This window comes from Pseudomonas sp. TH07 (genome assembly GCF_016651285.1).
Taxonomy (GTDB): domain Bacteria; phylum Pseudomonadota; class Gammaproteobacteria; order Pseudomonadales; family Pseudomonadaceae; genus Aquipseudomonas.
The window spans coordinates 6,837,193-6,863,490 of record NZ_JAEKED010000001.1 but is presented as its reverse complement, the minus strand read 5'-3'; the positions used below and the strand labels follow the sequence as shown (position 1 = coordinate 6,863,490).

Genomic DNA, 26,298 nt, shown 5'->3' with positions numbered 1-26,298 from the left:
TCGGTGGGAGGCGCATGTTATCAGCAATTAGTGCGTGACCTGTTCCCGTCGCTTGGCCGACAATCGCGCCTTTCCCGCTCGGCGCCGAGTGGTTGGTTGATTGCAATGGCGAGCTTGAGCCCCATTGCGCCTAGGAGATGAGATGACTGAGGAGCGCGTCGAGCACCTGCTCGCCGAAGTGCACGATGAGTTCGGCATGATCCGGGTGCTGGAAGTGGCCGATTACCGCTTTCTCGAGTTTGGCGACGCCATCGAGCAGAGCTGCGTGTTCACTGCCGATCCGAGCTGGCTCGAGTACGACTACACCCGCGCCATGTTGATCGGTGCCTTGTGCCATGAGCACCCGGAAAGCGCGCTGTTTCTCGGCCTCGGCGCCGGGACCCTGACTCAGGCCTGCCTGAAGTTTCTGCCCCTGGAAGACGTCGAAGCCATCGAACTGCGTCCCGATGTGCCACGCCTGGCCATCGAATACCTGGGGCTGGACGATGATCCACGGCTGTACATTCGCGTCGGCGATGCCCTGGAACTGCTGGAGACTGCCGAACCCGCAGACCTGATCTTCGTCGACCTTTATACCGATGTCGGCCCGGGTGTCGGGCACCTGGCCTGGGGTTTCCTGGAAAACTGCCAGAAGCGCCTCAACCCGGGTGGCTGGCTGGTGATCAACCAGTGGGCCACCGATGATGGCAAGCCCTTGGGCGCGGCGTTGTTGCGTGGGCTTTATCATCGGCATTACTGGGAGTTGCCGGTGAAGGAGGGCAACGTGATTCTGATCGTGCCCGCAGACCTTGATCAGGAACTGGACAGCGGCGCCCTGTCTGCCCGCGCCGAAGCCCTGGCCCCGCGCCTGGGCTACTCATTGCAATCGCTGATCAAGGCCATCCGCCCAGCGACCTGATGGCCCGCCGTCGCAGTAGGCCGGTATGTGCGCCGGCGGGTTAGGGCCAGCGCAGCCTTGTTCCTCGGCAGCGGCTACAGACCCTTGAACACCCCTGGGTGCTTTTCGATCATTGCCCGCACGCCCTCCTTGGCGTCCTCGCTGTTCAGGAGTTTCTTCACCAGCGGCGGCAAACCCAGGGCTGCTGCGGTTTCACCTTCCAGGCGCGCCTGACGGGCAGACATCAAGGTGGCCTGGACCCCCAGCGGCGCCTGCCGGGCAATCCGCTCGGCCAGCAGCATCGCGCGCGGCAGCAAATCCTCACTGGCCATCACCTCTTGCACCAGACCTAGGCGCAAGGCGTCGTGGGCATCGAATTCGTCGCCGGTCAGCAACCAGCGCATGGCGTTGCCCCAGCCGGCGATCTGATGCAGACGCAGGGTGGCGCCGCCAAAAGGAAAAATCCCCCGCTGCACTTCCAGTTGGGCAAACCGGGTATTGCTGGCGCACAGGTTGATATCGGCCGCCAGCATCAATTCGATGCCAATGGTCAGGCAGTAGCCCTGCGCCGCGACAATCACCGGCTTGCTGACCCGGGGGCCGGCAAACACACCCCAGGGGTCACAACCGCCGGCCGGGGCCTGCCAGCCTTCAGCCAGTGCCGCGCCGACATTGGCCAGGTCCAGCCCAGCGGTAAAGTGCTCGCCATGGGCAAAGACCACCGCTACCCGGGCCTCGCTGCTCGCCTCGAATTCGCCATAAGCCAGACTCAACTGGTTGAGCAGCTCGAGATCAAAGGCGTTGCGCTTGGCGACCCGGTCCAGGCCGATCAGAAACAGATGACCACGCTGTTCACGGCTGACGCGACTGCTGCTGGGCTGATTCATGGGCATATCCTAGGGGGGGAAGGGGCGTCTCGGACCGACGGTACCAGCCTGAAAGATGAACCGTTTAAGCTCCGTGGCCAGCGGGGCCGGGCCTTTGCAAAATAGACCGTTGGCGGATGATCCGCAAAGCCCATGGCGCACAGGCATACAGCGGGGTTTTCCGATAAAAAAATCTCCCTTTTTTGAGTAATTCCGGTATAGTGCGCGCCGGCCTTTAACCGGGCCACGTTTAGGTATTGCAATTCCCCGAAGTCAGCTTCGGCTGCTTGTCCGCTGCGCGGACTATCCTTGACGATTCTTTCATTCAATCGTTTTCGCAAATCCCCGCCGACAAAGCTGCCAGGGCGACTCTTGAGTCTTACACGGCATGCGCAGCTTTGGAGCATGGGTCTTTGCGGATGCACTTAGAGGCAGACCCATGACCCAGGAAACCGGCGGCTTCGCCGCTTTTAATCTTAATCCGAATATTCTTGCAGCCGTCATCGCGACTGGCTACGAGGAGCCTTCGGCTATCCAGCATCAATCGATCCCGATCATCATGGCCGGTCACGACATGATTGGTCAGGCGCAAACCGGTACGGGTAAAACCGCTGCGTTCGCCCTGCCGATCCTGCACCGCATCGATCCTGCTAAGCGCGAACCGCAAGCCCTGATCCTGGCTCCAACCCGTGAGTTGGCGCTGCAAGTTGCAACCGCTTTCGAAACCTACGCCAAGCAAATGCCGGGCGTTACCGTTGTGGCCGTTTACGGCGGCGCGCCTATGGGCCCACAACTGAAAGCAATCCGTAATGGCGCACAGATCGTTGTCGCCACTCCGGGCCGTCTGTGCGACCACCTGCGTCGTGACGAAAAAGTCCTGGCTACCGTGAACCACCTGGTTCTCGACGAAGCTGACGAAATGCTCAAACTGGGCTTCATGGACGACCTGGAAGTTATCTTCAAGGCCTTGCCAGCAACCCGTCAGACCGTACTGTTCTCGGCCACCCTGCCACAGTCGATCCGTGCCATTGCCGAACGCCACCTGCGCGATCCGCAACACGTGAAGATCCAGACCAAGACTCAGACCGTTACCGCGATCGAACAGGCTCACCTGTTGGTTCACGCTGACCAGAAGACCTCGGCTGTATTGAGTCTGCTGGAAGTGGAAGACTTCGACGCCCTGATCATGTTCGTGCGCACCAAGCAAGCGACCCTGGATCTGGCCAGTGCCCTGGAAGCCAAAGGCTACAAAGCCGCTGCGCTGAACGGTGACATTGCTCAGAACCAGCGTGAGCGCGTGATCGACTCCCTCAAGGATGGCCGTCTGGACATCGTTGTGGCGACCGACGTTGCTGCTCGCGGCCTGGACGTACCGCGCATCACCCACGTATTCAACGTGGACATGCCGTACGACCCGGAATCCTACGTGCACCGTATCGGCCGTACCGGCCGTGCCGGTCGCGAAGGTCGTGCGCTGCTGCTGGTGACTCCACGTGAGCGCCGCATGCTGCAAGTGATCGAGCGTGTAACCGGTCAGAAGGTTGCTGAAGTTCGCCTGCCGGACGCCCAAGCGGTGCTCGACGCGCGTATCAAGAAGCTGACCAACAGTCTGTCGCCGCTGGTGGCCGATGCTGAATCGACCCACGGTGATCTGCTGGATCGCCTGACCGCCGATATCGGCTGCACGCCACGTGCCCTGGCCGCTGCTCTGCTGCGCAAAGCTACCAACGGTCAGGCTCTGACCCTGGCAGCCATCGAGAAAGAGCGTCCACTTGTGCCGAACAACGCACCGCGTGGCGATCGTCCTGAGCGCACTGGCGACCGTCCAGACCGTGGTGACCGCGAGCGTCGTGCTCCAATCCCGCTGGCTGAAGGCCGTGCTCGCTGCCGTACCGCGCTGGGCGCGCGTGATGGTATCGCTGCCAAGAACCTGCTGGGCGCCATCCTCAACGAAGGCGGCCTGGCTCGTGAAGCGATCGGTCGCATCCAGGTGCGTGACAGCTTCTCCCTGGTGGAGCTGCCGGAAGATGGTCTGGAGAAGTTGCTGACCAAGCTGAAGGACACTCGCGTTGCCGGTAAGCAGCTGAAGCTGCGTCGCTATCGCGAAGATTGATCCGCTCTCGGGCTGATTGATCGAACATAAAAAATCCCCGACTGGTTCGGGGATTTTTTTTGCCTGGCGTTTATCGCCTGGCGGCAGGCAGGCCAGTGAGGCGTCTAGGCAAAGCGATAGATATCCATACCCAATGCACCCAGGGTGAAGCCTTGGTGGACGATGCTGAATTCGCCGCCGGCACCACGGGCGAAATACAGCGGCAACAGGTGTTCATCACTGGGGTGGCTGCGCACCGCATTTGGCGCCTGGCGCCGGTAATCATGCAAGGCGGCCTCATCGTTTGCTGCCAGCTTGTCGATCATCCAGTCACGAAAGGCCTTGGCCCAGGGCTCGATGCTTTCCGGCCCGGCGTGCCAGTCGAGCTCACCCAGGTTGTGGGTGATGCTGCCGGAGCCGATCAGCAACACTCCCTGCTCGCGCAGGCTGGCCAATGCATGCCCGACATGGGTCTGCAGATCAGGGCCGAGGCGGCTTGGTAGCGAGACCTGGACCACGGGAATGTCCGCTGAGGGGTACATCAGCGACAACGGTACCCATACGCCGTGGTCAAGGGGGCGCTTGCTGTCGAGCTGTGCGGGCAAGCCATCGGCCTTGAGCAGCTCTACCACCTGGGCCGCCAGGGCCGGATCACCCGGGGCCGGGTACTGCACGGCGAACAGGGCGGCGGGGAAGCCGCCGAAGTCGTGCCAGGTCTCCGGATGCGGGTTGGCGCTGACCCTCAGGTCTTGGCTTTCCCAGTGCGCGGAAACCATCACGATTGCCTTGGGTTTTGGCAGTTGCGCAGCCAGTCGCGCCAATGCCGGACCGCTGGCCCCGGGCTCCAGGGCGAGCATGGGTGAACCATGAGAGATAAACAGGCTGGGGAGCATGGAGGGGATCCTGGGGGGTTAAGATAGGGCCATCTTCAATCAGATCATCAATCTAAATCTAATATAAGTTTTAGTGCTTTTTGATCGAATTTCAGGGTGATTCATGGAGCCGGAATTTTGGCAAAAACGCTGGGAGCGCGATCAGATCGGCTTTCACCTATCAGAGGTCAATCCCTATCTCCAGCAGTTCTGGCCGCATTTGGGGCTCACCCCAGGGGCGCGGGTGCTGGTGCCGTTGTGTGGCAAAAGCCTGGACCTCAAGTGGCTCGCCGACCTAGGGCACGAGGTGCTGGGCATCGAGTTGTCGGAAAAGGCCATCCAGGACTTCTTCAGTGAACAGCAACTGACGCCCACCGTTACTCGGCACGGGCGTTTCAAGGTCTTTCAGGAGGGCGCGATCCAGCTCTGGTGCGGCGATATCTTCGCCCTGGCTGCCGAGGACGTCGCCGATTGCACGGCTTTGTATGACCGGGCGGCGTTGATCGCCTTGCCGCCAGAGATGCGCGGCCAGTACGCAGCGCTGTTGAATCGCGTACTGCCCCAGGGCGCGCGTGGCTTGCTGATCACCATGGATTACGATCAGGCGCTCATCGAAGGACCGCCCTTTGCCGTGCTCGACGAAGAGGTCAGGCATTTGCTGGGCGCGCGTTGGCAGCTTGAGGTCGAAGTGGAGCGGGACATTCTGGGCGAGAGCTGGAAGTTTCTAAAGGGTGGGGTCACGCGCCTGGACGAACGGGTCTACCGGTTGCTGGACAAGGCCTGAGCCTGGTTTTATCGCGACCATGCAAAAGGGCGACTCGCGTCGCCCTTTTGGGTGTTACTGGTGTCGCTATCAGCCGCGACGACGCAGTGCTTCAATACGCTCTTCCAGCGGTGGGTGGCTCATGAACATCCGAGCCAGGCCTTGCTTGAGACCACCGTTGATGCCGAAGGCGTTCAAGGTGTCGGGCATGTGCACCGGCAAGCCCTGTTCCGAGCGCAGGCGCTGCAGGGCGCCAATCATCGCGCTGGTACCGGCCAGGCGGGCGCCGGCTTCGTCGGCACGGAACTCGCGTTTGCGCGAGAACCACATGACGATGGAGCTGGCGAGGATGCCCAGGACCAGCTCGGCGAAGATGGTCGCGATGTAATAGGCAATGCCCTGGCCTTCTTCGTTCTTGAAAATCACCTTATCGACAAAGTTGCCGATGATACGGGCGAAGAACATCACGAAGGTGTTCACCACGCCCTGGATCAACGCCAGGGTGACCATGTCACCGTTGGCGACGTGCCCGATTTCATGGGCCAGCACGGCTTTAACTTCATCCGGCGAAAAACGTTCCAGCAAGCCCTGGCTGACCGCAACCAGCGCGTCGTTCTTGTTCCAGCCGGTGGCAAAGGCGTTGGCCTCGTAAGCCGGGAAAATACCGACCTCGGGCATCTTGATCCCGGCTTCACGGGACAGTTGTTCAACGGTCTGCAGCAGCCATTGCTCGTGACGAGTGCGTGGCTGGCTGATGATTTGGGTGCTGGTGCTCATCTTCGCCATCCACTTGGAGATGAACAGCGAGAACAGCGAACCGGCGAAACCAAAGACGGCACAGAAGATCAGCAGCTGAGTAAGGTCGAGATCAACCTTGTTGGCCGCCATGATCCCGTTGAAGCCGAAAAGGCTCAGGGTAATGCTGGCAATCAGCACGACCGCCAGGTTAGTGGCCAAAAACAGCAGAATGCGCATCATGGTTGTTAAAATCTCCTCATGCTTAAGATGTAGCGTACTGCGGGGTATATAAGGTGCGGCACCGGGCTATTCAACCGGGTGACTATTTCAAACTGTGTCTTACAGACTGATCCTAGACGCGTGCATGAAATTTCTGCGGCGAATCAGATAAATCCCGAAGTGTGTTTTTTGCTACAAGCCCTTGCACCAGCGGTGTGTCGGGAGGGTGTCAGCTTATAGAAGGGAGGCGGGGCAGGGGAGCGAAGATGTGTTGCTGAATTAATCGCAGTGCGACCGGCGGACCGATCGCACTGCAACGGGTACTTACTGACGGTAAGACTTGAGGAAGCTGCCGATCCGGCCAATTGCCTGCTCCAGGTCATCCACCCGTGGCAGGGTGACGACGCGGAAGTGGTCGGGCCATGGCCAGTTGAAGGCCGTGCCTTGAACCACCAGCAGTTTCTCCGAGAGCAGCAGGTCGAGGACGAACTTCTCATCGTTATGAATCGGGCAGACTTTCGGGTCGATCCGCGGGAAGGCGTACAGCGCGCCCATGGGCTTGACGCAGCTTACGCCGGGAATGTCATTGAGCAGTTCCCAGGTGCGATTGCGTTGTTCCAGCAGGCGGCCCTGGGGCAGGACCAAGTCGTTGATGCTTTGATAGCCGCCCAGTGCAGTCTGGATGGCGTGCTGGCTCGGCACGTTGGCACATAGGCGCATGTTGGCCAGCATATCGATGCCCTCGATGTAGCTCTGGGCATGGTGCTTGGGACCGGAAATGGCCACCCAGCCGGAGCGGAAGCCCGCGACCCGATACGACTTGGACAGGCCGTTGAAGGTCAGGCACAACAGGTCCGGAGCCAGGGACGCGGTGCAGATATGCACGGCGTCGTCGTACAGAATCTTGTCGTAGATCTCGTCGGAGAACACCACCAGGTTGTGCTGGCGGGCCAGTTCGAGCATGCCCAGCAGCACTTCCTTGGGGTATACGGCGCCCGTCGGGTTGTTGGGGTTGATGATCACCAGGGCTTTGGTGTTCGGGGTGATCTTGGCCTTGATGTCGGCCAGGTCCGGCCACCAGTTGGCCTGCTCGTCACACAGGTAATGCACCGGATTGCCGCCTGCCAGGCTGACCGCAGCGGTCCACAGCGGGTAGTCCGGGGCCGGGACCAGCACTTCGTCGCCATTGTTGAGCAGGGCCTGCATGGCCATCACGATCAGTTCGGAAACACCGTTGCCCAGGTAGATGTCTTCGATGCCGACGCCTTCCACCTGCTTCTGCTGGTAGTACTGCATGACCGCCTTGCGCGCACTGAACAGGCCTTTGGAGTCGCTGTAGCCCTGTGCGGTCGGCAGGTTGCGGATCACGTCCTGAAGGATTTCATCCGGCGCTTCGAAACCAAAGGGTGCCGGGTTGCCGATGTTCAGCTTGAGGATGCGATGGCCTTCCTCTTCCAGACGTTTGGCGTGCTTGAGCACTGGGCCGCGAATGTCGTAGCAGACGTTGGCGAGCTTGTTCGATTTGCTGACCTGCATGGCGATGTGTTCCCGAAAATGAACGATCCAGATGGCGGATGAACTACCGTACTGGGAATCCTGCGTTTTCACACAGGCCTGTAGCCTACGCTTGCAGCGGCAAAATCCGTTTGAATGCGCTTGGCGCGGCTGCCAGACTGGCGTCTAACGAGGCGCAATCATACGTGCCGCCTGATCCGTGGAAAAGATACAGATCGGGCTTTTTCAGTTGCAGAGGAGGGATGATGGAAAAGCTGGAAAAAACCCTTGAAGAATGGCGCGCCATGCTCGATCCCGAGCAATACAACGTATGCCGGCTCAAAGGCACCGAACGACCGTTCTCGGGCAAGTACAACGGCACCAAGACCGAAGGGGTCTATCACTGTATCTGCTGCAACGAGCCCTTGTTCGACTCGCGGGCCAAATTCGATTCCGGCTGCGGCTGGCCGAGCTTCTACGAACCGATCGGTGAAAGCGCCATGGTCGAGATTCGCGATGTCAGCCACGGCATGATCCGCACTGAAGTGGTGTGCGCCAAATGTGATGCGCACCTGGGGCATGTATTCCCTGATGGGCCGCCACCGACCGGCCTGCGTTATTGCATCAATTCGGTGTGCCTGGACCTGGTGCCGCGCTAAGACCTGCCGACAAGAAGCGATTTTTCGAAATCGCTTTCCGTTGAATTAGATTGTACGCAATTTAATTGAGCGCTATTTTTAGCGACCTTTACTGTTCCTGGAGCCTGCACCATGAGTGACACCCTGTTGAACATCCCGTGCACCACCATCAAGGGCGAGCAAACAACCCTGGCCGACTTCCACGGCAAGGCCGTACTGGTGGTCAACACCGCCAGCAAGTGCGGTTTTACGCCCCAGTACAAAGGGCTGGAGGAGCTGTGGCAGACCTACAAGGATCAAGGTCTGGTGGTGCTGGGGTTCCCGTGCAATCAGTTCGGCAAGCAGGAACCGGGAAACGAGGGGGCGATTTCCGAGTTTTGCGAACTGAACTTCGGTGTCAGCTTCCCGCTGTTCAAGAAGGTCGATGTCAATGGCGCACAGGCCCATCCACTGTTCGTTCAGTTGAAAAAGCGTGCGCCGGGCTTGCTGGGCTCCCAGGGCATCAAGTGGAACTTCACCAAATTCCTGATCGGCAAGGACGGGCAGGTGGTCAAGCGTTTCGCGCCGACCACCAAGCCCCAGGACCTGACGAGCGAGATTGAAGCCCTGCTCAAATGAACGACCTGTCCGCCGATTCGCTGAGCCTCGACCGTCAGCTGTGTTTCAAACTCTACGCCGCCTCGCGGGCTGTGGTGCGTGGCTACAAGCCGATGCTCGACCAGTTGGGCCTGACTTACCCGCAGTACCTGGTGATGCTGGTGCTGTGGGAGTGGCAGGCAACGCCGCCCGAATTACCCACCGTCAAGGCGCTGGGTGAGCGCCTGGCGCTGGACTCCGGAACCCTGACGCCATTGCTCAAGCGACTGCAACAGTTGCAACTGGTGCAGCGCCAGCGCTCGGTCCTGGATGAGCGTGAGGTGCACCTGAGCCTGAGCCCTGCGGGCCTGGCCCTGCGCGAGCAAGTGCCGCCGCTCAAGGCGGCCTTGCTCTGCGACAGCGGCGTCGACCTCAATGGTTTGGACGAGTTGCGCAATGGTCTGGACCGTTTACTGGCCCAGGTCAAAGCATTGTCGTAGTCGGCACCCAGAGGTCCAGCAGGGCGGCCAGTTCTTCGCGTCGGAACGGCTTGGCCAGGTAATCGCTCATGCCTGCCAGGCGGCAACGTTCGCGCTCTTCGGGCATGGCGTTGGCGGTCAGGGCAATGATCGGCAGGTCAGGCCAGCGGCCGCTGCGACGTATCTGCCGGCTGGCCTCGTAACCGTCCATGACCGGCATGTTGCAGTCCATCAGCACCAGATCGAAGTCCTCGTGCTCCAGCAGGTTGAGGGCTTCGGCACCGTGGGCCGCGACGTTCACGGCGCAGCCGAGTTTGCTGAGCATGCCCTTGGCCACCAGTTGGTTCACCGGGTTGTCCTCCACGAGCAGGATCCGTGCTCGACGTAAAGGCGTGTAGGTCTCCAGCTGAGCGTCGTCGATGATCACGGTGTGCCCCAGCAGTGCCCGACGCAGTGTCTGGTACAGGGCATTGCGCGCCAATGGCCGGGCCTGTTGCTGCAGCGGCGCCAGGGCAGCAGCCTCCTCACTGGGGAGAAAACTGCCATAGGCGGTGACCAGCAGGATCGGCGCAGAGAGGGTCGGGCGCAGGCCGAACAGGCATTCCGGGCAGTCGGTGATCAACAGATCGGGCTCGAGCCCGAGCAGCGAATCGCTCAGGTTGCAGCGTCGATAATTCAGGCCCCAGGCCGGCAGGAGTTTGCCCAGCAGTTCAGCGAGGCCGCTGCCAGGCTCGGTAATCGCCAGGATAGTGCCAAACAACGGCGCCGGAGCCACGGCCGGGGTATGGCAGGGTAACGGCAGGTCGGCGCAGAACTGGCTGCCAAAACCCACCTCGGAGCTGATGCTCAGCCGTCCCTGCATGGCCTCGCACAGGTTGTGGGTCAGGGCCAGCCCAAGGCCGGTGCCGCCGTACTGGCGCGTGATGCCGGCGCCAGCCTGGGTATAGGGTTGAAAAATCCGCAGTTGAGCTTCCGGTGCGATGCCGATGCCGGTGTCGCAGACTTCGATCCGTACCCCGTCATCGTGGGTGCACAGGCGCACATCCACCCGGCCGAATCGGGTGAATTTCAGCGCGTTCGACAACAGGTTGCTGACGATCTGCCGCACTCGAGTCGGGTCACCCAGCACCAGAGCCGGGAAATCGGGTTCGATCAGGCAGGTCAATTCGACGCTGGACGCGGTGTTCTGCGACAGCAGATTGGCGGTGTCTTCGACCAGCACGCCGAGGTCGAACGGGATGCGTTCCAGTTCCAGTTGCCCGGCGTCGAACTTTGACATGTCGAGAATATCGTTGAGCAACTCCACCAGCACCTTGCCGGAATCGTGGGCGATCGACAGTTGCTGGCGTTGTTCGGCGTTCAGCTGGCTGTCCAGGGACAAGGCGATCATGCCCAGCAAGCCATTGAGCGGGGTGCGGATTTCGTGGCTCATGTTGGCCAGGAAGGCGGCCCGCGCCTGAGCCATATCCAGAGCGGTGCTGCGGGCGGTTTCCAGTTCTTCGTTGGATTGGCTCAGGCGCTGGTTGATCGCCTTGAGCTCAGTGGTGCGTGCGGAGACGATGTTTTCCAGTTGGCCAAGATAGTCGGTCAGGCGGTTTTCTGCGTTGCGCCGTTGCTGGATCTCGGTGGACATGTTTTCAAACTGCTGGTTGGCGACCTTGACCAGCACCCCGATTTCATCGTTTTCGTGGCCCGGCGGGAAGTCCAGCTTGGGCTGGTCGGCGCTGCGCGGGTCGCGGCCACTGAGTTCGCGGATCACCCTGACCAGCGGCTTGGTCAGCATCACGTAAAACAGGCCAAGGAGAATCCCGGTCAGGATCAGGCTGCGGGCGAAGCCGTTGATCAGGGTCACTTCGGCCCGGCGCAGGAAGCGGCTGCCGAAGGCGAAGGTATCGACCTCCAGGTGCAAGGTGCCCAAGGATTCTTCGGGTAGATGGCTGAGAAAGAGCCGGTCTTCGAACTGGCGATTGGCGCCGAACAGGAAGTCGCTGATGGCCCGGTAGCGGCTTTTCAGCGGTGGACGCTCGACATTGGCCAGCAGGGTGTTGTTGTTATCGATCAGTTGCGCGCCAATGATGGCCGGTGAGCGTAGCAAACCCAGGGTCAGTTCCTGGGCCAGTTCGGCGTCGATGTTGTAGGCGATACGCGAGGCCGGGTTATGGCTGATTTCCAGGAGCGAGCGTATTTCCTGATTGATGGAGGCGTCTTCACTGGCATAATCGATGCCGATTTGCAGCAGACTGAGCGCCGTCCCGAGGATGAAGCCGACCAGCACTGTAAGCCTAGCTTGTTTGTAAGACAGGCGGTGGGTGAATTTAATATCCATGGGATGCTGAGCCACTTTCCGTTTCCCTTCGCTGGGCAAGCATAGCTGATCGTCAGTTATTGCCGGCAGGGGCCTGGCGCTGATCCTGCTTGGGTAGACCACGGGCATCGCACTCCTGTTTCGTCTGGATGCCCGACCATTATTGTGAACCTGTCTGAGGAGAAGTCGTGGATTCTCGATTGAATGCTTTTCTTGAACGCGCCGATGCGGTCCTGGCTCGGCTTGAGCCGTTGCTGCCGGCCCCGCGACAAGTCATCGACTGGACGCACTGCCTGGCCGCGCGCTGGCAACGGGAGGGACGCAATGGCTTCCTGTTGCCCCTGGAGGTCAGCCTCGACATGCGCCTGTCCGATCTGATCGGCGTCGACCGGCAACGTGAGCAATTGGCACGCAATACCCAGCAGTTTCTCGATGGCATGCCGGCCAACCACGCCTTGCTCTGGGGCTCGCGCGGTACCGGCAAGTCGTCGTTGGTGCGCGCCTTGCTGGCTGAACACGCCAAGGGCGGTTTGCGCCTGATCGAAATCGAGCGCGATCACCTCGCGGACCTGCCGCGAGTGGTGGAGCAGTTGGTCAAGCTGCCCCAGCGTTTCGTGCTGTTCTGCGATGACCTGTCGTTCGAGGCCGGTGAAGGCGATTACCGGGTGCTCAAGAGCGTACTCGACGGCTCGCTGGAACAGGCGCCGGACAACGTGCTGCTCTACGCGACCTCCAACCGGCGGCACCTGGTGCCCGAGAAAGAGAGCGACAACGAGAACTGGAAGCGCGTCGATGGCGAACTTCACCCTAGCGAAGCGGTGGAAGACAAGATCGCCCTGTCGGATCGCTTTGGCCTGTGGCTGTCGTTCTACCCTTTCACCCAGGAACACTTCCTCAATGTGGTGGAGCACTGGATCGGCGAGCTGGCGAGCAAGGCAAACCTCAGCTGGCAGCGGGATGAGGAACTGGAGATTCTCGCGGTGCGCTGGGCCACGGGCCGCGGCAACCGCAATGGCCGTTGCGCCTACCAATTCGCCCGCTACTGGGTTGGCCTGAAGTTGCTGGAGCAAAAGGCATGATCGATTTGCAAAGCGCCGGTAAGGGCCTGGAAGGTTATGGGTTGTTGTGCGCCCAGCTGGAATCCCTGCTGGCCGATGAGCGGGATTTCATTGCCAATGCCGCGCAGTTTTCGGCGTTTCTGTTCAGCCAGCTCGACGATTTGAACTGGGCCGGCTTCTACCTCAACCGTGATGAAGAACTGGTGCTCGGCCCGTTCCAGGGCCAGATCGCCTGTGTGCGGATTGCCTTCGGTCGTGGTGTATGTGGCGCGGCTGCGGCCTCGCGGCAAACCCAGCGGGTCGAAGATGTACACGCGTTCCCGGGGCACATTGCCTGCGACAGCGCGTCCAACAGCGAGTTGGTCGTGCCGCTGGTCAAGGACGGACGGCTGATCGGCGTGCTGGATCTGGACAGCCCGAAACTGGCGCGCTTCAGCGTCGACGATCAAACCGGCATTGAAGCCCTGGCGGCGATTTTCCTGCGCCTGAGCGACTGCTGATCCGCTTCACTCCATCAGTCCGGCCTTGCACAGCAGGCCTTGCGGGTCGACCGCATCGATCTGCTGCGGCTCCAGAAAGCGTTCGGCGTAATGCCGATAGACCTGTGCCTCGATAAACAGGCCGAACAGTTCGGGATCGATATGGGCGTCACGGCACATCATGGCCATGATGCCCAGGGCTTCACTCAGGGTCTTGCCCTTCTTGTAGGGGCGATCCGCGGCTGTCAGCGCTTCGAAGATATCGGCGATTGCCATCATCCGTGCCGGCAGGCTCATCTGTTCGCGCTTCAACTGTTTGGGGTAGCCGGTGCCGTCCATTTTCTCATGATGGCCGCCAGCGATTTCCGCGACGTTGTGCAAATGGTGGGGGAAGGGCAGGTGGTTGAGCATCAGGATGGTTTGCACCATGTGGTGGTTGATCACATAGCGCTCCTCACGGGTCAGCGTGCCGCGGGTGATGCTCAGGTTGTAGAGCTCGCCACGGTTGTATTTGTGCGGCGGTGCGTCGAGCTTGAAACCCCAGGGGTTGTCTGCGGCGATCAGTTCGCTTTCATCGCGTTCCAACAGATGCTCGGGTTTGTCGGCGAGGAGCCGTTCACGGACCGGCAGCGTTGGAAGCGGCCCGCGCTCCTGGCGTTTTTTCTCCTCCCAGGAGACCCCCAGGCGATCATCCAGGGTTCGGCTCCAGGTGCGTTCGGCAATCTCTCGCAGGCGCTGCAAGTCGGCCTCGGCCATGGCTTCGCCGCCCACGTTGCAGTGGGCGACAAAGGCGAAGTCGGCGTCCAGCTGGGCCAGCTCGGCATCCCGGGTGCTGGCCAGTGAGGATTCGTCGCCCTCCTGGGCCAGGCCTTGCCAGTAGTTGATCCAGGCATCGCGCTTGAGGACTTCGAAGCGTGTGCGGATTTCGTGGATACGGTCGTTCAGGGTTTCCAGCTTGGTGGCCTTGTCGACCACGTATTCCGGGGTCGTGACCTTGCCGCAGTCGTGCAGCCAGGCAGCGATATGCAGGGCCTCCCATTCATCTTCATTGGGCTGGTAGGCGGCGAAGGCCGGTTGCTGGCTGGCGGCAGCGGCTTCGGCCAGCATCAGGGTCAGTGCCGGCACCCGTTGGCAGTGACCGCCGGTATAGGGGCTCTTGGCATCGATGGCCCCGGCCAGCAGTTGGATAAATGAGTCGAGCAACTGCTTTTGTTTGTTTTGCAGGCGCTGGCTGTCGATGCACAGCGCGGCAGCACCTGATATGGCCTGGATGAAGGCGATGCGATCAGGACGCAGTTTTTCCAGATCGGCTTCCTGGCCGCTGTCCACCAGCAGCAGGACGAGCACGCCGACGGTTTCGTTGTGCCGATTGCGCAGGCGCAGGCCGATCAGGTGGGCGCTGGGGCAGGCCAGGGCCAACATCACACTTTGCAGATTCCCGGCCTGTTCGAAACCCAGGGTGGTGACCAGGCTGTCGCGGTTCGCCAGTTGCTGCAGCCAGGTCGGGCCCTGGGGGTTGTCGAGGACCAAGGCGGGCAGGTTGAACGCCGCCGGGTCTTGCTGTTGGCCGTCGATGGTCAGCCCGTGGGGCTCCAGGCGCGTGCCTTCGCTTTCGCAGAGGAAGATCAGCCCCGCCTGGGCCTGGCCGATTTTCACGGTTTCAAACAACACGCGTTGTAACAGCGGGTCGAACCGCGTCTCGGCGGACAGGCTGGCAGTGATCTCGAAGAAACTCGCCAGGGTGTCCTTCATCCGCGCCATGGAGACACTCAACTGATCGACCTCAAGCACCGGCGAACGCCGGGTGACCGGGTAGTGGAAGTCGAAGCTGCGAATGGCGTCGGCCTCCTGCACCAGGGCCCGCAACGGCCGGACCAGCACTCGCGAAATCAGCCAGCCCAGGGGCAGACACAGCAACAGCGTGGCCAAGGTGATCAGTGCACCCTGCCAGCGCATGCGATAGGCATCCACCAGCAGTTCATCCTCCGGCACCAGCAGCGCCAGTTGCAGGCCGCCGGGACCCCCTTCCGCGATATGTCGGCTGGCGACGATCCAGGTGCGGTCTCCCACCTGCAGGCGATTGGCCTGGGCCGCGCCGTGCAGCAACGCATCAAGGGCCGGGCTCAGATCGTTGGCCTTGATCAGTCGCGCGGTCTGGGCCTCGATGATCAGCCGGGTACTGTCCGGGTAGGCCACCGCATTGCCGTTGGCATCGATCAGGGCGATTTCGGTACTGGGGGTGACGCGGTGCTTGGCCAGGGTGGCGGACAGTTGCTCGAGGGTCAGGTCGGCGCCTATCACTGCGCTGTCGCCGCTGCGCCGGGCCAGGGTGGTGCCGACGTTGCGCGTGGAAAAGAACACATAGGGGGCGGTGGTGATCTGTTCGTCATCGCGAGGAGCATTGGCAAACCAGGCGCGCGTGCGCGGGTCATAGCGTTCGTTGCTATTGCTGCGTTGATCGAGCAGGCCCAGGGTGCTGTCGTAGAACAGGGTTTGCGAGTGCACCTGCTCGCCGCCGGGGTCGCGCTCGATGCTCCAGACTTCGTAGGCGGCCGCCTCCGGAGCCTTGCGTGCGGCCTTGAGCGCGGCGCTGCGCAGCGGCCGGACCATGAAAAAGTCGCCGTTGGCATAACCCACATAGAGTGAGGCCAGTTCCCCATGGTCGATGAGCGATTGGCTGAACGGCTTGAGCAGCGCCAGGCGTCGATTCAGGTCGGGTGCCTGGATGGCCGGGTTGTCGGCCTGCAGGCTGAGCAGGTAACGAATCGGCTGGTAGGTGTGTTTCAGGTCCTGCTGCACATCCTGCTCGATGCGCTGGAACAGATGTTCGCTGCTGGACAGGATGATCCGAGTGGTTTGCTGATAGTTGAAAAAGCCCAGCACGATACCGGTCAACAACAGCAAAAAGGTAAACATCACGCTGATATGCACGTGGAGAGGAAAGCGGCGTTGTTCGGACCGCGGCGTGCTCGGCATTGCAGTGCTCTCCAGGGCGCACGGGGGGGCGCTGCTTAGGGGGTAAGCATAGTTAAGGCAGATCCATTTTGCCTCGCGACGCAAGCGGGAGGCTGCCGCCCAGCACCCTGGACATCAAGGCAGAGTCTTGAAAATACCGAATAGTGGCTTTTTGATATTTATCTGGCAAGCGCCGATTTTTCCTGGTGTGTGGGCCGTCAGACCAGTGCATTGCGTTTCGCCATATCGATCAATTTGGCCATGGACTGGATATCCAGTTTTTGCATGATTCTTTTCTTGTAGGTACTGACGGTCTTGTTGCTCAGAAACATGCCGGTGGCTATTTCCTTGTTGGTACGGCCCAGGGCGAACAGCTGCAAGACGATCAGTTCGCGGTCATTGAGTGAGCGGAACAAGGCCAGTTCCAGGGGCGAGCTGTGCTCGGCGGGCGTGGTGGACAGGGTTTGACTGGGAAAGTAGTGGTAGCCCCCCAGGATTGCCTTGATCGCGCCGAGCAGTTCATTGAGCTCCTGCTCCTTGCTCAGGTAGCCGCTGGCTCCGCCCCGCATGCAGCGGTTGGCGAACAGCGCCGGCGGCTGGGCGGTCAGGACCAGGGTCCGCAGGGAGGGGCTCAGGGCGTTGAAGCGGTAGAGCAACTCCAGGCCGTCGATCTTGGGCAGGCAGATGTCGAGGATGACCAGGTCCGGCATGCACTCGCGGACCAACTGCAGGGCATCGACGCCGTTGTCGGTTTCGCCGACGATCTGGTGCCCCTCGTGTTCCATCAGGATACGGATTGCCAGACGCATGATCGGATGGTTGTCGATGATGAAAATCGAACTCATGTTAAACCTGCTCGGAGCAATTAAAGGCCCCGAACATTAGCCCAGCTCAACGCTGGAATTACGTGATCCAGGGCCTCAAACGCAAACTAGGAAGGTTCCTACGCTCAATGGAGGTGGGGATTACAACGGGCTGGCGGTTGGGTGAAGTACATCCGTTTGCAAATGTTAATGAGCGACCATCAGCGCTGCGCACCGCGGTCGGTGAACAGGCCTGGAAGCCGTCCAAAGGTGTGCCTGAGAGTGTCAGGTCGGGCATCAGGGCAATACCGCCCTTCCACGATGGGGAAGGGCGGGGCAGGACCCGGTTAGTGCGGGCTTGAGCGGCCGGTCATTTCCCGGGCCATTTCACTGGCGTAGCTGTCAGTCATGCCTGCGATAAAGTCGATCATGCGCAGGAACGACGCGTGCAGCGGCCAGTTCGGGTCCGGGGCGTTGTTGCCCAGAAGGTCGAGGATGCGCCGGTTCTTGAACGACGGGGTGCGCCCGCCATGTTGCTCCAGCGCTGCGCCGCAGAAGGAGTTGAGGAGGATTTCCAGGGTGGTGTAGGCGCCGATTTCATGCAGGGTCTTGCGCTTGTCCTGGAAGATTTTCTTGCGGGCGATGTCCTTGGCGTTCAGCACGCAACGCTTGGCCGGGCCGTGCATGTGCTCCACCAGGTCACCGTGCAGGGTGCCGGCCAGCAGCGCATCCTGTTGCTCGACGAACGCGCGGGCGGCGGCATTGGTCAGGTGCTCGATGGCCTTGCCCCGCAGGATCGCCAGCTTGCGCCGGCGTGAATCCTGAGGGCCGAGCTGGCGATAGGTCTCGGGCAGGTCGTCACCCACCAGCCCCAGCAGCAGTGATTCAACCTCGGCATACTCCAGCAGCTCCATCTCCAGGCCATCTTCGAGATCGATCAGGGCGTAGCAGATGTCATCCGCGGCCTCCATCAGGTACACCAGCGGATGGCGGGCCCAGCGCTGTTCTTCGAGTTGCGGCAGGCCGAGTTTGTGGGCGATCTGCTCCAGCAGCGGCAACTCGCTCTGGTAGCAGCCGAACTTGTGCTTCTTGTAGCCTAGGGAGTCGGCGTGGCGTGCGGTCCAGGGGTATTTCAGGTAGGTGCCGAGGGTGGCGTAGGTCAGGCGCGTGCCGCCGTCGAACTGGTGGTATTCGAGCTGGGTCAGTACCCGGAACCCCTGGGCATTGCCTTCGAAGTTGAGGAAGTCGTTGCGCTCGGCCTCGCTCATCGCATCCAGCCAGCCACGTCCGGCAGCCTGCTGGAACCAGTGGCGGATGGCATCTTCACCGGAATGGCCGAAGGGCGGGTTGCCGATGTCGTGGGCCAGGCAGGCCGATTGCACCACCATCCCCAGGTCGCTGGGTTCGCACCAGTCGGGCAGGGCGCTGCGGATCGTCTCGCCGACCCGCATGCCCAGGGAGCGACCGACGCAACTGACTTCCAGGGAGTGGGTCAGGCGCGTGTGGATGTGATCGTTGCTGGTAACCGGGTGCACCTGGGTCTTGCGTCCCAGGCGGCGGAAGGCGCCGGAGAAGATGATGCGATCGTGGTCTTTGTGAAAGGGGCTGCGGCCGAGTTCTTCTGGGCTGTGCAGCGGTTTTCCGAGGCGTTCGCGGTTGAGCAGGGTCTGCCAATCCAAGGCTGGGTCTCTCCGTCAAGTGACTGATGGGCTAGCTTCCCGGTTCGCGCCACGACCTGCAAGTGCTGCTAATCACTAAAGCCCGGCGGCATCGATATCGATCAACAGCAGACGTTGGCCATTATCGAAAAACTGCCCGGCGGTCAGGCAATACTGGTTGCTGGTGGCATCGCGGTAGGTGTTGGACAGGGTCAGGCGGCGCTCGTCCCAGCCTTCGGCCAGCAGGTGATAGAAGTAAGGTCGCCACGACCAGTTGTGCCCGACATAGCTGTGGTTGGCTTCCCAGCCGTTGTTGCGCCACTCCAGGTTGGGGGTCAGTTGCGTGCCATGGCGGTCGCATTGATAGAAGCGCAGCAACCAGGGGAATGCCTGCAACTGTGGCAGCTGGCTGATCGGCGCCTGAGCCTGGGCCCAGGCTTGCAGAATCGCCATCAGCTCGGCGAGTTGCTGGCGCATCACCATCAATCGATTGCGCTCGCCGAGCTTGTGCTGCACGTAGCGTTCGCGCAGTCGGGCGAACGGCGCGACAAAGGCATCGCTGGCGAAAAAATGTTCCTCGGCGCGGGCAAACAGAAACCCTTGCACATAGCGCGAACCGCACTCCAGGGCGAAACTCAGCTCGGCCTCGGTCTCCACTCCTTCGGCGATGATCCAGCAGCCGGTCTTCTCGGCCATCTGTGCCAGGGCCTTGACCACGTCGCTGCTCGGGCCGCCTCGGGCCGCCGCCTGGAACAGGCGCATGTCGAGCTTGAGGATATCCGGCTGCAGGGCCAGCACCCGATCGAGCTGGGAATAGCCGGCGCCGAAGTCGTCAATGGCGATACGCGCCCCGGCCTCGCGATAACGCGCTACCACTTCGGCCAGGCGCTGACTGTTGCCGCCCAGTTCGGTGATCTCGAACACGATGCGCTGTGGGTCGACCCCGTGTTGCTGCAACTGCTTGAGGCTCGGCAGGGCTTGGCCGCTGCGCAGGCGGCTGATCCAGCGCGGCGAGATATTCAGGCTCAGGAACCACTCTTCGGGCGCTTCGTGCAGGCGGCTCAGGGCGTTGTCGCGAATCAGGCGATCAAGGCGGCGCAGGGCGGTCGAGGGGGTTCTGGAGTCGGCGAACAGAGGACCGACCGAAGCCAGTTGGCCATCAGCCTGGCGCAGGCGCCCCAGGGCTTCGACACCCGCGATACGCCCGGTGGCGGTATCGATGAATGGCTGAAAGCAGGCGAGCGGTTGCCCGTCGATCACATGGCCTCCTTAAGTGTGTCTTGTTGGATTTGAAGCCGGCGACTGTCGGTTGGACAGGCAGGAAACGGCCCCTTTGATAAAGGGGCCGATCGAGGATGCTTAGCAAGAATGCAGCCAGATTCAGACTGACTAGTTTTTACGCGAGGAGCCTTGCATGGCCAGTTTGATCAGCGGCACCAGGGTGGTGCCCAGGCGGACAATCCGGGTCAGGCTGCTGACGCCGCCGCCCTTGGCCCCCTTGCCGGTGAAAAACCCCAGCAGGGTCACCGCAGCCACGCCCCATAACGGCGCGTGCTTGATACCAAAACCGGCTTGCCAGCTTTGACCAAGCCCGCGCATGCGCTGCAAGGGCTGGAGCAATTGCTGGGATTCGTGGCGGATTTCCTGGCGATGCATTTCCATGCGCAAGCGAATCAGCGCCTTGCGCATTTCCCGGCGGGAGCTGTTTTGCGGAATCTCGGGCAGGTTCATGGCAGCAGGCGCTCCCGGTCGTTGGCGAGTTCTTCGAGGGTGCCGTGGAAGGGCGAAGACTCATCGAAGATCGCGGCTCTCAGGCGCATGGCGCAAAACAGCGCGGCCAGGCTGTAGAACACGCACAGTCCGATGATGCCGGCCAGGCGGTAGGTGTCCCAGAGCAAAATCAGCACCAGCGCCGACAGCCCTACCAGCAACAGCAAGGCGAACACCAGGGCCAGCCCGGCAAACAGCAACAGGCTTACGGTGCGCGATTTCTGCTCTTGCAGCTCGATGCCGAACAGCTCGACGTGGCTGTGCAACAAACCCAGGAAAGCAGCGCCCAGGCGCCGCGATGAGGAGCTGGCGCCCGCTGCGGGCGAGTCGGAATCACCGATAGCCATATCAGCGCCGTGTCGCCAGCAAGCCAATCAAAAAGCCCACGCCTGCCGCAATGCCGACCGACTGCCAGGGGTTGGACTGGACATAGTCTTCAGTGGCAGTGACCGCCGCCTTGCCGCGTTCGCGCAGGGAGTCTTCAGTCAGTTGCAGGGTTTCGCGGGCGCGCAACAGGCTGTCGTGGATCTGCCCGCGCAACTCGTCGGCCTGGTCGCCGGCCAGGGTCGCGGTGTGTTCCAGCAGACGTTCCGTGTCACTGACCAGTGCCTGAAAATCCGCCATCAGTATTTCTTGAGCAGTCTTTGCCGTTTTGCTGGCCATGGTTATCTCCGTAGTGGCTTGTGAGTGTTTCGAGTATGAGCCTTGGCTGAAGGTTCAGTGCAAATCTCTGGTACAGCTTTTGCTTTGTCGTGGTGCGCAATCCCGGGCGATTGCGCTGAAAACGCGCACCCGCACCCGCAAGGCGCGTCAAACCTTAGCCTAAAAAACCAAAAATCGAACCTTTGATCCCCGAGCACGATTTGCCTCGACATCGGCTCTGCGCCAAAACGGTTCGCCAATGACCCCGCCAAGGGGTGGTTGGTGCCAACTTGGTGCAAGTAGCCTGGTCCACAGCATCAGGGGTCTATTGCTGATATCAGGTCTGCCAACCCCATGGAAAATTTGCAAAGCGCTGTGGACAGTCTGGTCCATGCTTCCAACTCGCTGTTTATCCTGATTGGCGCGGTCATGGTCCTGGCCATGCACGCCGGCTTTGCGTTCCTTGAAGTCGGCACCGTGCGCCAGAAGAATCAGGTCAATGCCCTGTCGAAGATCCTCAGTGACTTCGCGATCTCGACCCTGGCCTATTTCTTTATAGGCTATTGGATCTCCTACGGCGTCAGCTTCCTGCAGCCGGCGGCGGTGCTCAGTGCCGATCACGGCTACGGGCTGGTGAAGTTCTTCTTTCTGCTGACGTTTGCCGCGGCGATCCCGGCGATTATTTCCGGTGGCATCGCCGAGCGGGCGCGCTTTGTGCCGCAACTGTGCGCGACGGCGCTGATCGTGGCGTTCATCTATCCGTTTTTCGAAGGCATGGTCTGGAATGGCAATTTCGGCCTGCAAGCCTGGTTGCAAGCGCGCTTTGGCGCCGGCTTCCACGATTTTGCCGGCTCGGTGGTGGTGCACGCCATGGGCGGCTGGCTGGCGCTGGCGGCGGTGCTGTTGCTGGGCCCGCGCAATGGTCGCTATCGCGACGGCAAGCTGGTGGCGTTTGCGCCTTCGAGCATTCCGTTCCTGGCCCTGGGCTCGTGGATTCTGATTGTCGGCTGGTTCGGCTTTAACGTGATGAGCGCCCAGACCCTGCAAGGCGTGAGTGGCCTGGTGGCGGTCAACTCGCTGATGGCGATGGTCGGCGGCACCGTGGCGGCGTTGATTGTGGGGCGCAATGACCCGGGCTTTTTGCACAACGGACCATTGGCCGGGCTGGTGGCGATCTGTGCCGGATCCGACCTGATGCACCCGGTGGGGGCGCTGGTCACCGGGGCCATTGCCGGCGCCTTGTTTGTCTGGTGCTTTATCGCCGCGCAGAGCCGATGGAAGATCGACGATGTGCTGGGCGTCTGGCCATTGCACGGTTTGTGTGGCGTGTGGGGCGGCATCGCCTGCGGGATCTTCGGCCAGAGCGCCCTGGGTGGCCTGGGCGGGGTCAGCCTGGCCAGCCAGTTGATCGGCACCACTCTCGGGGTGATGGTGGCGCTGCTCGGCGGCTTTGCCGTGTACGGCACGATCAAGGCCTGCCACGGCCTGCGTCTGAGCCAGGAAGAGGAGTATTACGGCGCCGACCTGTCGCTGCACAAGATCGGCGCGGTCAGTCAGGACTGACCGCGGTCGTTCCACGGCGCGAGCTAAAGGCCGCTGAGCAGGCGTGCCTCGCAGGCTTCGATCGCCCCCAGGGGGCCGCACAGCACCAAGGTATCGCCGGGCTGCAAGCGGGTCGCGGTGTCGGCCGAGAGTTCCTTGCTGTCGCGCTGGATGCACTGCACCTGGGCCCCCAGTTGTTCCAGGCCCAGGGCGCTCAAGGGCAGGTAGCAGGCGTGAGCGTCGGGCCCCAGGTTGACCGCATGCTTGAGCACCCGGGGCTGGCCATTGTTGTCCATGAGGTTGCTTTGCGCCCCGTGGTAGAAACCGTGAAGCAACTGGTAGCGGTCGCGGCGAACATCGTCGACCTTGGCCTGCACCTGCTGTTCGGGCACGCCGAGCATGATCAGGGCATGGGAGGCGAGCATCAGGCTCGACTCCAGCAGTTCGGGCACCACTTCGCTGGCGCCGGCGGCCTTGAGTTCGGCCAGTTGGCTGTCATCTCGGGTGCGCACCAGGATCGGCACCTGGCGATTCAGGCGTCGGGCTTCCTTGAGCACCAGCAGGGCGATATCGGTTTTATCCACCGCAATCACCACCAGCCGGGCGCGCTCCAGGCCGACGGCGGTGAGCAGGTCGCCGCGTCGTGAGTCGCCGTAATGCACGCAGCTTTCACCCGCCGCCGCTTCCTGGACCCGCACCGGGTCGTCATCCAGGGCAATGAAGTGCTGCTGCTCGCGGCGCAGAAAGCGCCCGATCGACTGGCCCACGCGGCCATAACCGCAAATCACCACGTGTCCTTGCAGCTCGGCGGTGAGGGCGCTGATTTCTTCGAGCCGGGCTTCCTGGTTCGGCTTGCGGTGCAAGCGTGCGGCAATCGCCGGCGCCGCCCGCAACAGCAGGGGCGTGAGCAACATCGAGCAGAACGTCGCAGCCAGCAGCAGGCCGCTGATCTCGGCGGGCATCAACTGGCCTTGTTGCATCTGCGCCATCAGGGCAAAGCAGAACTCGCCGCCCTGGGCCAGGGCCAGGCCGCTGCGCCAGGCGGTTTCGCCATCGCTGCCCCGCAGCTTGAGCAGGATCGCCACCACCGTCCCTTTGATCAGCAGCAACGCCAGGGTCAGGCCGAGAATCAGCAGCGCGTGGCTGGCGAACAATTGCAGGTCAATCAACATGCCGATACTGACGAAAAACAGGCCCAGCAGGATGTCGCGAAACGGCCGGATGTCGGCCTCGATCTGGTGCCGGTAATGGCTTTCACCCAGCAACATGCCGGCGAGAAACGCGCCCAGGGCCGGGGACAGGCCAAGCAGGTGGGTCAGCCAGGCGGTCAGCAGCACGATCACCAGCGCCAGCAGCACAAACAGCTCGGCGGAATGGGAAGCAGCAACCTCGTGAAACAGCCGGGGCAGCAACCAGCGGCTGGCCAGCAGCAGGCCGACAAACAGCACCACGGTCTTGCCCAGGGTGCTCGGCAAGGCCCAGTACCAGGCCTGCTCGCTGTGGCCGGCGAACACCGGGACCAGGGTCAGCAGCAACACCGCAACCACGTCCTGAAACAGCAGCACGCCGATGGCGTTCTGGCCGTGGCTGCTGAAGATTTCCCCCAGGCTGGTCAGTTCCTTGCTGACAATCGCCGTCGATGACAGGGCCAGGCCGGTACCGAGCATCAGTGCCGCGCCCAGAGGCATGCCGAAGATCGCCAGCAGGCTGCCCAGCAATACGCCGCAGCACAGCACCTGCAAGCTCCCCAGGCCGAACACCACGTGGCGCAGGGCGAGCATTTTCGAGAGGGAGAATTCCAGCCCCAGGGAAAACAGCAGAAACACCACCCCCAATTCGGCCAGGTCCGGCAGGTCTTCGCTGTCATTCACCCAGTCGAATGCCGTAGGCCCCACCAGCAGGCCGACGCACAGGTAGCCCAGTACCGGCGGCAGGCGCAGGCGCCGGAACAGGGCTATCACCACCAGCGACGAGGCGAGAATGATCAACAGATTGGCAAACACAGGTATCTCCGGACAGGGGGCGCACGTGGGGGTACAGCCTAGAGGCAAAAAAGCCGCGAGGGTCGCGCAATCGCCCTGGGCGTGAGCTGATATAGGTCATGTTTTGCCCGGAATGTCCGAATGCGTGGTCCGGCAGCCGGATTCGAAGGGCCGGCGAGGCGTGGGTTTCGGCTGTAATGCGCCCGGGGCCTGGGTCGACGAGCATTGGCGACAGGCCTAGAATAACGCCCCTGTTCCTTTTTTTGGTCTGTGCGTCATGCCTCCCGAATGCCAGTTGTTCGGCACCCTTGGTTGCCACCTGTGTGAGCTTGCCGAAGCAGAATTGATGCCGCTGGTCGAGCATGGATTGCTGGTCGAACTGGTGGACATCGCCGACAGCGAGGCCTTGTTCGAGGCTTATGGCTTGCGCATTCCGGTACTGCGCCGGGTAGACACCGGTGCCGAACTGGACTGGCCCTTCGAAGCCGAACAGGTCGTGGCCTTCCTGCGCTGAGGGCAGCGTGCCCTGGGCCCCCCCCGCCTGTCGCACGCCTGCTAATCCGTTGGCAACAACCCGATAATTCGTTTACTGTATGTGCGTACAGTATTTGGGGTGCCCTGCCATGTCCTTGACCATTCTTGCCCGTGCCGAGCGCTTGCAGCACTTGCTGCCCGAGCCCGGAGAGTCGCGAGCTGATTCCAGCGTTGTCGCGGATGAACAGGCGCTGCTGAACGGGTTTTCCCTGGACCGTACCGTAGGCCTGGGCGCCCCGCAGATCCGCGCAGTGCTGGTCGATGACGACAGCTTGCTCGGGTTTGGCATTTACCCCGGTGACCGCTTGATTGTCGATCGCTCGGCGACCCCGGTCGCGGAACACTATGTCGTGGTCCATCTCGATGGGGAAAGTCGCTTCAGCCTGCGCCTGCTGGCGCCCGATCCCAGGGGCGGCCTGCTGCTCAAGGCTGCGCGCCCGTCGATACCGTCGGTAGCGGTGAATGATCAGGAGTCGCTGCAGATCTGGGGTGTGGTGCTGTGGGTGGTCAGCTATGTGGGCCGTGGATGATCTTGCCATGCAGAGGGTGCAGGCAGGGGACGAATGAAGAAGGGAAGGGATAGATGATGGTCAATGTCGAACAACTGAAAAGCAGTGTGAACCGCATGTCGGCCGATGTGGTGCATGAGGCGGTGCTCGAACTGCGCCTGGATGGCCTGGTCACCGAAGGCAAGACACCGTTCAACAAGTTGCATTTCAATACCTGCTTCGCCGAAATCGAAGCCTTGTTTCAGCGGGCCGGTTACCACCGCCAGTTGGATGTGGTGGGCTATCAGGGCCTGCTTTATGCGCTCTACGATCCAGGGCGTTGGGAGGCGGTGGATGTGCTGCGCTGGCTCAAGGAGTTCACCGATGCAGCGGCGCAAGCCAAGGTCGGGCACGCTTGATTCGCTTGCGCAAACTCTCCTAGGCGCCTCGCAGCCCTTGCCGGATAAT

At 61.7% G+C, this 26,298-nt stretch carries 25 protein-coding genes; 12 read left to right on the top strand and 13 right to left on the bottom strand.

The genetic code is table 11. The annotated features are described in order from the left end of the window. The first annotated feature begins 142 nt into the window (after positions 1 to 142). Positions 143 to 898 carry a spermidine synthase gene (locus JFU57_RS31155; RefSeq protein WP_078470661.1) on the top strand — a complete coding sequence of 252 codons (756 nt, stop codon included), beginning with the start codon at positions 143 to 145 and terminating at the stop codon, positions 896 to 898. A 74-nt stretch (positions 899 to 972) separates the two neighbouring features. Here JFU57_RS31155 and JFU57_RS31150 read toward each other — a convergent pair whose 3' ends face one another. Continuing rightward, complete coding sequence (locus tag JFU57_RS31150) at positions 973 to 1,764, bottom strand: crotonase/enoyl-CoA hydratase family protein (RefSeq protein WP_201131893.1); 792 nt, start codon at positions 1,762 to 1,764, stop codon at positions 973 to 975. A gap of 418 nt (positions 1,765 to 2,182) precedes the next feature. Here JFU57_RS31150 and JFU57_RS31145 point away from each other — a divergent pair, with 418 nt between their 5' ends. Then, the gene (locus tag JFU57_RS31145; protein ID WP_020299699.1) at positions 2,183 to 3,856 is read left to right on the top strand and encodes a DEAD/DEAH box helicase; all 1,674 of its coding nucleotides are present in this window, start codon (positions 2,183 to 2,185) and stop codon (positions 3,854 to 3,856) included. Positions 3,857 to 3,960: 104 nt separating this feature from the next. Here JFU57_RS31145 and JFU57_RS31140 read toward each other — a convergent pair whose 3' ends face one another. Next, the gene (locus JFU57_RS31140; protein ID WP_201131892.1) at positions 3,961 to 4,728 is read right to left on the bottom strand and encodes a DODA-type extradiol aromatic ring-opening family dioxygenase; all 768 of its coding nucleotides are present in this window, start codon (positions 4,726 to 4,728) and stop codon (positions 3,961 to 3,963) included. Positions 4,729 to 4,831: 103 nt separating this feature from the next. On the opposite strand from JFU57_RS31140, the gene JFU57_RS31135 reads away from it, so the two are divergent. Further along, positions 4,832 to 5,491, top strand: a complete 660-nt coding sequence (locus JFU57_RS31135) for a thiopurine S-methyltransferase (protein ID WP_201131891.1) — start codon at positions 4,832 to 4,834, stop codon at positions 5,489 to 5,491. Between the two features lie 69 nt (positions 5,492 to 5,560). On the opposite strand, the gene htpX is transcribed toward JFU57_RS31135, so the two are convergent. Beyond that, positions 5,561 to 6,448 (bottom strand): protease HtpX, encoded by an 888-nt coding sequence (gene htpX / locus JFU57_RS31130; RefSeq protein WP_020299702.1) that lies wholly within the window; start codon positions 6,446 to 6,448, stop codon positions 5,561 to 5,563. 303 nt (positions 6,449 to 6,751) lie between these two features. Continuing rightward, positions 6,752 to 7,963, bottom strand: coding sequence for a pyridoxal phosphate-dependent aminotransferase (locus tag JFU57_RS31125; RefSeq protein WP_020299703.1), 1,212 nt, complete (start codon positions 7,961 to 7,963; stop codon positions 6,752 to 6,754). Positions 7,964 to 8,187: 224 nt separating this feature from the next. Here JFU57_RS31125 and msrB point away from each other — a divergent pair, with 224 nt between their 5' ends. The 3 genes from msrB (at position 8,188) to JFU57_RS31110 (ending at position 9,635) form a co-directional block, all read left to right on the top strand. Next, positions 8,188 to 8,580 (top strand): peptide-methionine (R)-S-oxide reductase MsrB, encoded by a 393-nt coding sequence (gene msrB, locus JFU57_RS31120; RefSeq protein WP_201131890.1) that lies wholly within the window; start codon positions 8,188 to 8,190, stop codon positions 8,578 to 8,580. A gap of 111 nt (positions 8,581 to 8,691) precedes the next feature. Further along, entirely contained in the window at positions 8,692 to 9,177 is a 486-nt protein-coding gene (locus tag JFU57_RS31115; protein ID WP_201131889.1) for a glutathione peroxidase, read from the top strand. Continuing rightward, on the top strand, positions 9,174 to 9,635 hold the full coding sequence (locus tag JFU57_RS31110) for a MarR family winged helix-turn-helix transcriptional regulator (RefSeq protein ID WP_201131888.1): 462 nt from the start codon (positions 9,174 to 9,176) through the stop codon (positions 9,633 to 9,635). Before JFU57_RS31115 ends, JFU57_RS31110 begins: the two co-directional genes overlap by 4 nt. Here JFU57_RS31110 and JFU57_RS31105 read toward each other — a convergent pair. Beyond that, positions 9,619 to 11,940 (bottom strand): hybrid sensor histidine kinase/response regulator, encoded by a 2,322-nt coding sequence (locus tag JFU57_RS31105; protein WP_201131887.1) that lies wholly within the window; start codon positions 11,938 to 11,940, stop codon positions 9,619 to 9,621. The two genes, JFU57_RS31110 and JFU57_RS31105, sit on opposite strands and share 17 nt — an antisense overlap. Before the next feature lie 167 nt (positions 11,941 to 12,107). On the opposite strand from JFU57_RS31105, the gene JFU57_RS31100 reads away from it, so the two are divergent. Next, positions 12,108 to 12,998, top strand: a complete 891-nt coding sequence (locus tag JFU57_RS31100; RefSeq protein WP_201131886.1) for a DUF815 domain-containing protein — start codon at positions 12,108 to 12,110, stop codon at positions 12,996 to 12,998. Further along, positions 12,995 to 13,477, top strand: coding sequence for a GAF domain-containing protein (locus tag JFU57_RS31095; RefSeq protein WP_201131885.1), 483 nt, complete (start codon positions 12,995 to 12,997; stop codon positions 13,475 to 13,477). Before JFU57_RS31100 ends, JFU57_RS31095 begins: the two co-directional genes overlap by 4 nt. A gap of 6 nt (positions 13,478 to 13,483) precedes the next feature. On the opposite strand, the gene JFU57_RS31090 is transcribed toward JFU57_RS31095, so the two are convergent. The 7 genes from JFU57_RS31090 to JFU57_RS31060 form a co-directional block, all read right to left on the bottom strand. Then, complete coding sequence (locus JFU57_RS31090; RefSeq protein WP_201131884.1) at positions 13,484 to 16,432, bottom strand: HD domain-containing phosphohydrolase; 2,949 nt, start codon at positions 16,430 to 16,432, stop codon at positions 13,484 to 13,486. Between the two features lie 197 nt (positions 16,433 to 16,629). After that, on the bottom strand, positions 16,630 to 17,256 hold the full coding sequence (locus JFU57_RS31085; RefSeq protein WP_078470650.1) for a response regulator transcription factor: 627 nt from the start codon (positions 17,254 to 17,256) through the stop codon (positions 16,630 to 16,632). 305 nt (positions 17,257 to 17,561) lie between these two features. Then, on the bottom strand, positions 17,562 to 18,893 hold the full coding sequence (locus JFU57_RS31080; protein ID WP_201131883.1) for a deoxyguanosinetriphosphate triphosphohydrolase: 1,332 nt from the start codon (positions 18,891 to 18,893) through the stop codon (positions 17,562 to 17,564). Positions 18,894 to 18,968: 75 nt separating this feature from the next. Then, positions 18,969 to 20,132: an EAL domain-containing protein gene (locus JFU57_RS31075; RefSeq protein ID WP_201131882.1), complete on the bottom strand. Its 1,164-nt coding sequence runs from the start codon at positions 20,130 to 20,132 to the stop codon at positions 18,969 to 18,971. 129 nt (positions 20,133 to 20,261) lie between these two features. Further along, entirely contained in the window at positions 20,262 to 20,603 is a 342-nt protein-coding gene (locus JFU57_RS31070; RefSeq protein ID WP_078470645.1) for a hypothetical protein, read from the bottom strand. Continuing rightward, positions 20,600 to 20,989 (bottom strand): phage holin family protein, encoded by a 390-nt coding sequence (locus JFU57_RS31065; protein ID WP_020299715.1) that lies wholly within the window; start codon positions 20,987 to 20,989, stop codon positions 20,600 to 20,602. The genes JFU57_RS31070 and JFU57_RS31065 overlap by 4 nt, the downstream gene beginning before the upstream one ends. A 1-nt stretch (position 20,990) precedes the next feature. Beyond that, on the bottom strand, positions 20,991 to 21,305 hold the full coding sequence (locus tag JFU57_RS31060) for a DUF883 family protein (RefSeq protein ID WP_020299716.1): 315 nt from the start codon (positions 21,303 to 21,305) through the stop codon (positions 20,991 to 20,993). Between the two features lie 333 nt (positions 21,306 to 21,638). On the opposite strand from JFU57_RS31060, the gene JFU57_RS31055 reads away from it, so the two are divergent. Next, positions 21,639 to 22,847, top strand: a complete 1,209-nt coding sequence (locus JFU57_RS31055) for an ammonium transporter (protein ID WP_201131881.1) — start codon at positions 21,639 to 21,641, stop codon at positions 22,845 to 22,847. Positions 22,848 to 22,870: 23 nt separating this feature from the next. On the opposite strand, the gene JFU57_RS31050 is transcribed toward JFU57_RS31055, so the two are convergent. After that, the gene (locus JFU57_RS31050) at positions 22,871 to 24,829 is read right to left on the bottom strand and encodes a monovalent cation:proton antiporter-2 (CPA2) family protein (RefSeq protein ID WP_342032587.1); all 1,959 of its coding nucleotides are present in this window, start codon (positions 24,827 to 24,829) and stop codon (positions 22,871 to 22,873) included. A 256-nt stretch (positions 24,830 to 25,085) separates the two neighbouring features. Between JFU57_RS31050 and JFU57_RS31045 the strand changes: the two genes are divergently transcribed. From JFU57_RS31045 to JFU57_RS31035, 3 genes are all read left to right on the top strand, one after another. Next, positions 25,086 to 25,322 (top strand): glutaredoxin family protein, encoded by a 237-nt coding sequence (locus JFU57_RS31045; protein ID WP_020299719.1) that lies wholly within the window; start codon positions 25,086 to 25,088, stop codon positions 25,320 to 25,322. 109 nt (positions 25,323 to 25,431) lie between these two features. Continuing rightward, a complete protein-coding gene (locus JFU57_RS31040) occupies positions 25,432 to 25,872 on the top strand; it encodes a S24 family peptidase (protein ID WP_078470642.1) in 441 nt (146 codons plus the stop codon). Positions 25,873 to 25,928: 56 nt separating this feature from the next. Then, complete coding sequence (locus JFU57_RS31035; protein WP_043230518.1) at positions 25,929 to 26,249, top strand: hypothetical protein; 321 nt, start codon at positions 25,929 to 25,931, stop codon at positions 26,247 to 26,249. Positions 26,250 to 26,298: the final 49 nt, after the last annotated feature.

Excerpts from the sequence above, each read along its gene's own strand:
- JFU57_RS31155 (WP_078470661.1), top strand. The coding sequence starts at position 143 with ATGACTGAGGAGCGCGTCGAGCACCTGCTCGCCGAAGTGCACGATGAG.
- JFU57_RS31150 (WP_201131893.1), bottom strand. The coding sequence starts at position 1,764 with ATGAATCAGCCCAGCAGCAGTCGCGTCAGCCGTGAACAGCGTGGTCAT.
- JFU57_RS31145 (WP_020299699.1), top strand. The coding sequence starts at position 2,183 with ATGACCCAGGAAACCGGCGGCTTCGCCGCTTTTAATCTTAATCCGAAT.
- JFU57_RS31140 (WP_201131892.1), bottom strand. The coding sequence starts at position 4,728 with ATGCTCCCCAGCCTGTTTATCTCTCATGGTTCACCCATGCTCGCCCTG.
- JFU57_RS31135 (WP_201131891.1), top strand. The coding sequence starts at position 4,832 with ATGGAGCCGGAATTTTGGCAAAAACGCTGGGAGCGCGATCAGATCGGC.
- htpX (WP_020299702.1), bottom strand. The coding sequence starts at position 6,448 with ATGATGCGCATTCTGCTGTTTTTGGCCACTAACCTGGCGGTCGTGCTG.
- JFU57_RS31125 (WP_020299703.1), bottom strand. The coding sequence starts at position 7,963 with ATGCAGGTCAGCAAATCGAACAAGCTCGCCAACGTCTGCTACGACATT.
- msrB (WP_201131890.1), top strand. The coding sequence starts at position 8,188 with ATGGAAAAGCTGGAAAAAACCCTTGAAGAATGGCGCGCCATGCTCGAT.
- JFU57_RS31115 (WP_201131889.1), top strand. The coding sequence starts at position 8,692 with ATGAGTGACACCCTGTTGAACATCCCGTGCACCACCATCAAGGGCGAG.
- JFU57_RS31110 (WP_201131888.1), top strand. The coding sequence starts at position 9,174 with ATGAACGACCTGTCCGCCGATTCGCTGAGCCTCGACCGTCAGCTGTGT.
- JFU57_RS31105 (WP_201131887.1), bottom strand. The coding sequence starts at position 11,940 with ATGGATATTAAATTCACCCACCGCCTGTCTTACAAACAAGCTAGGCTT.
- JFU57_RS31095 (WP_201131885.1), top strand. The coding sequence starts at position 12,995 with ATGATCGATTTGCAAAGCGCCGGTAAGGGCCTGGAAGGTTATGGGTTG.
- JFU57_RS31090 (WP_201131884.1), bottom strand. The coding sequence starts at position 16,432 with ATGCCGAGCACGCCGCGGTCCGAACAACGCCGCTTTCCTCTCCACGTG.
- JFU57_RS31085 (WP_078470650.1), bottom strand. The coding sequence starts at position 17,256 with ATGAGTTCGATTTTCATCATCGACAACCATCCGATCATGCGTCTGGCA.
- JFU57_RS31070 (WP_078470645.1), bottom strand. The coding sequence starts at position 20,603 with ATGAACCTGCCCGAGATTCCGCAAAACAGCTCCCGCCGGGAAATGCGC.
- JFU57_RS31065 (WP_020299715.1), bottom strand. The coding sequence starts at position 20,989 with ATGGCTATCGGTGATTCCGACTCGCCCGCAGCGGGCGCCAGCTCCTCA.
- JFU57_RS31060 (WP_020299716.1), bottom strand. The coding sequence starts at position 21,305 with ATGGCCAGCAAAACGGCAAAGACTGCTCAAGAAATACTGATGGCGGAT.
- JFU57_RS31055 (WP_201131881.1), top strand. The coding sequence starts at position 21,639 with ATGGAAAATTTGCAAAGCGCTGTGGACAGTCTGGTCCATGCTTCCAAC.
- JFU57_RS31045 (WP_020299719.1), top strand. The coding sequence starts at position 25,086 with ATGCCTCCCGAATGCCAGTTGTTCGGCACCCTTGGTTGCCACCTGTGT.
- JFU57_RS31040 (WP_078470642.1), top strand. The coding sequence starts at position 25,432 with ATGTCCTTGACCATTCTTGCCCGTGCCGAGCGCTTGCAGCACTTGCTG.
- JFU57_RS31035 (WP_043230518.1), top strand. The coding sequence starts at position 25,929 with ATGGTCAATGTCGAACAACTGAAAAGCAGTGTGAACCGCATGTCGGCC.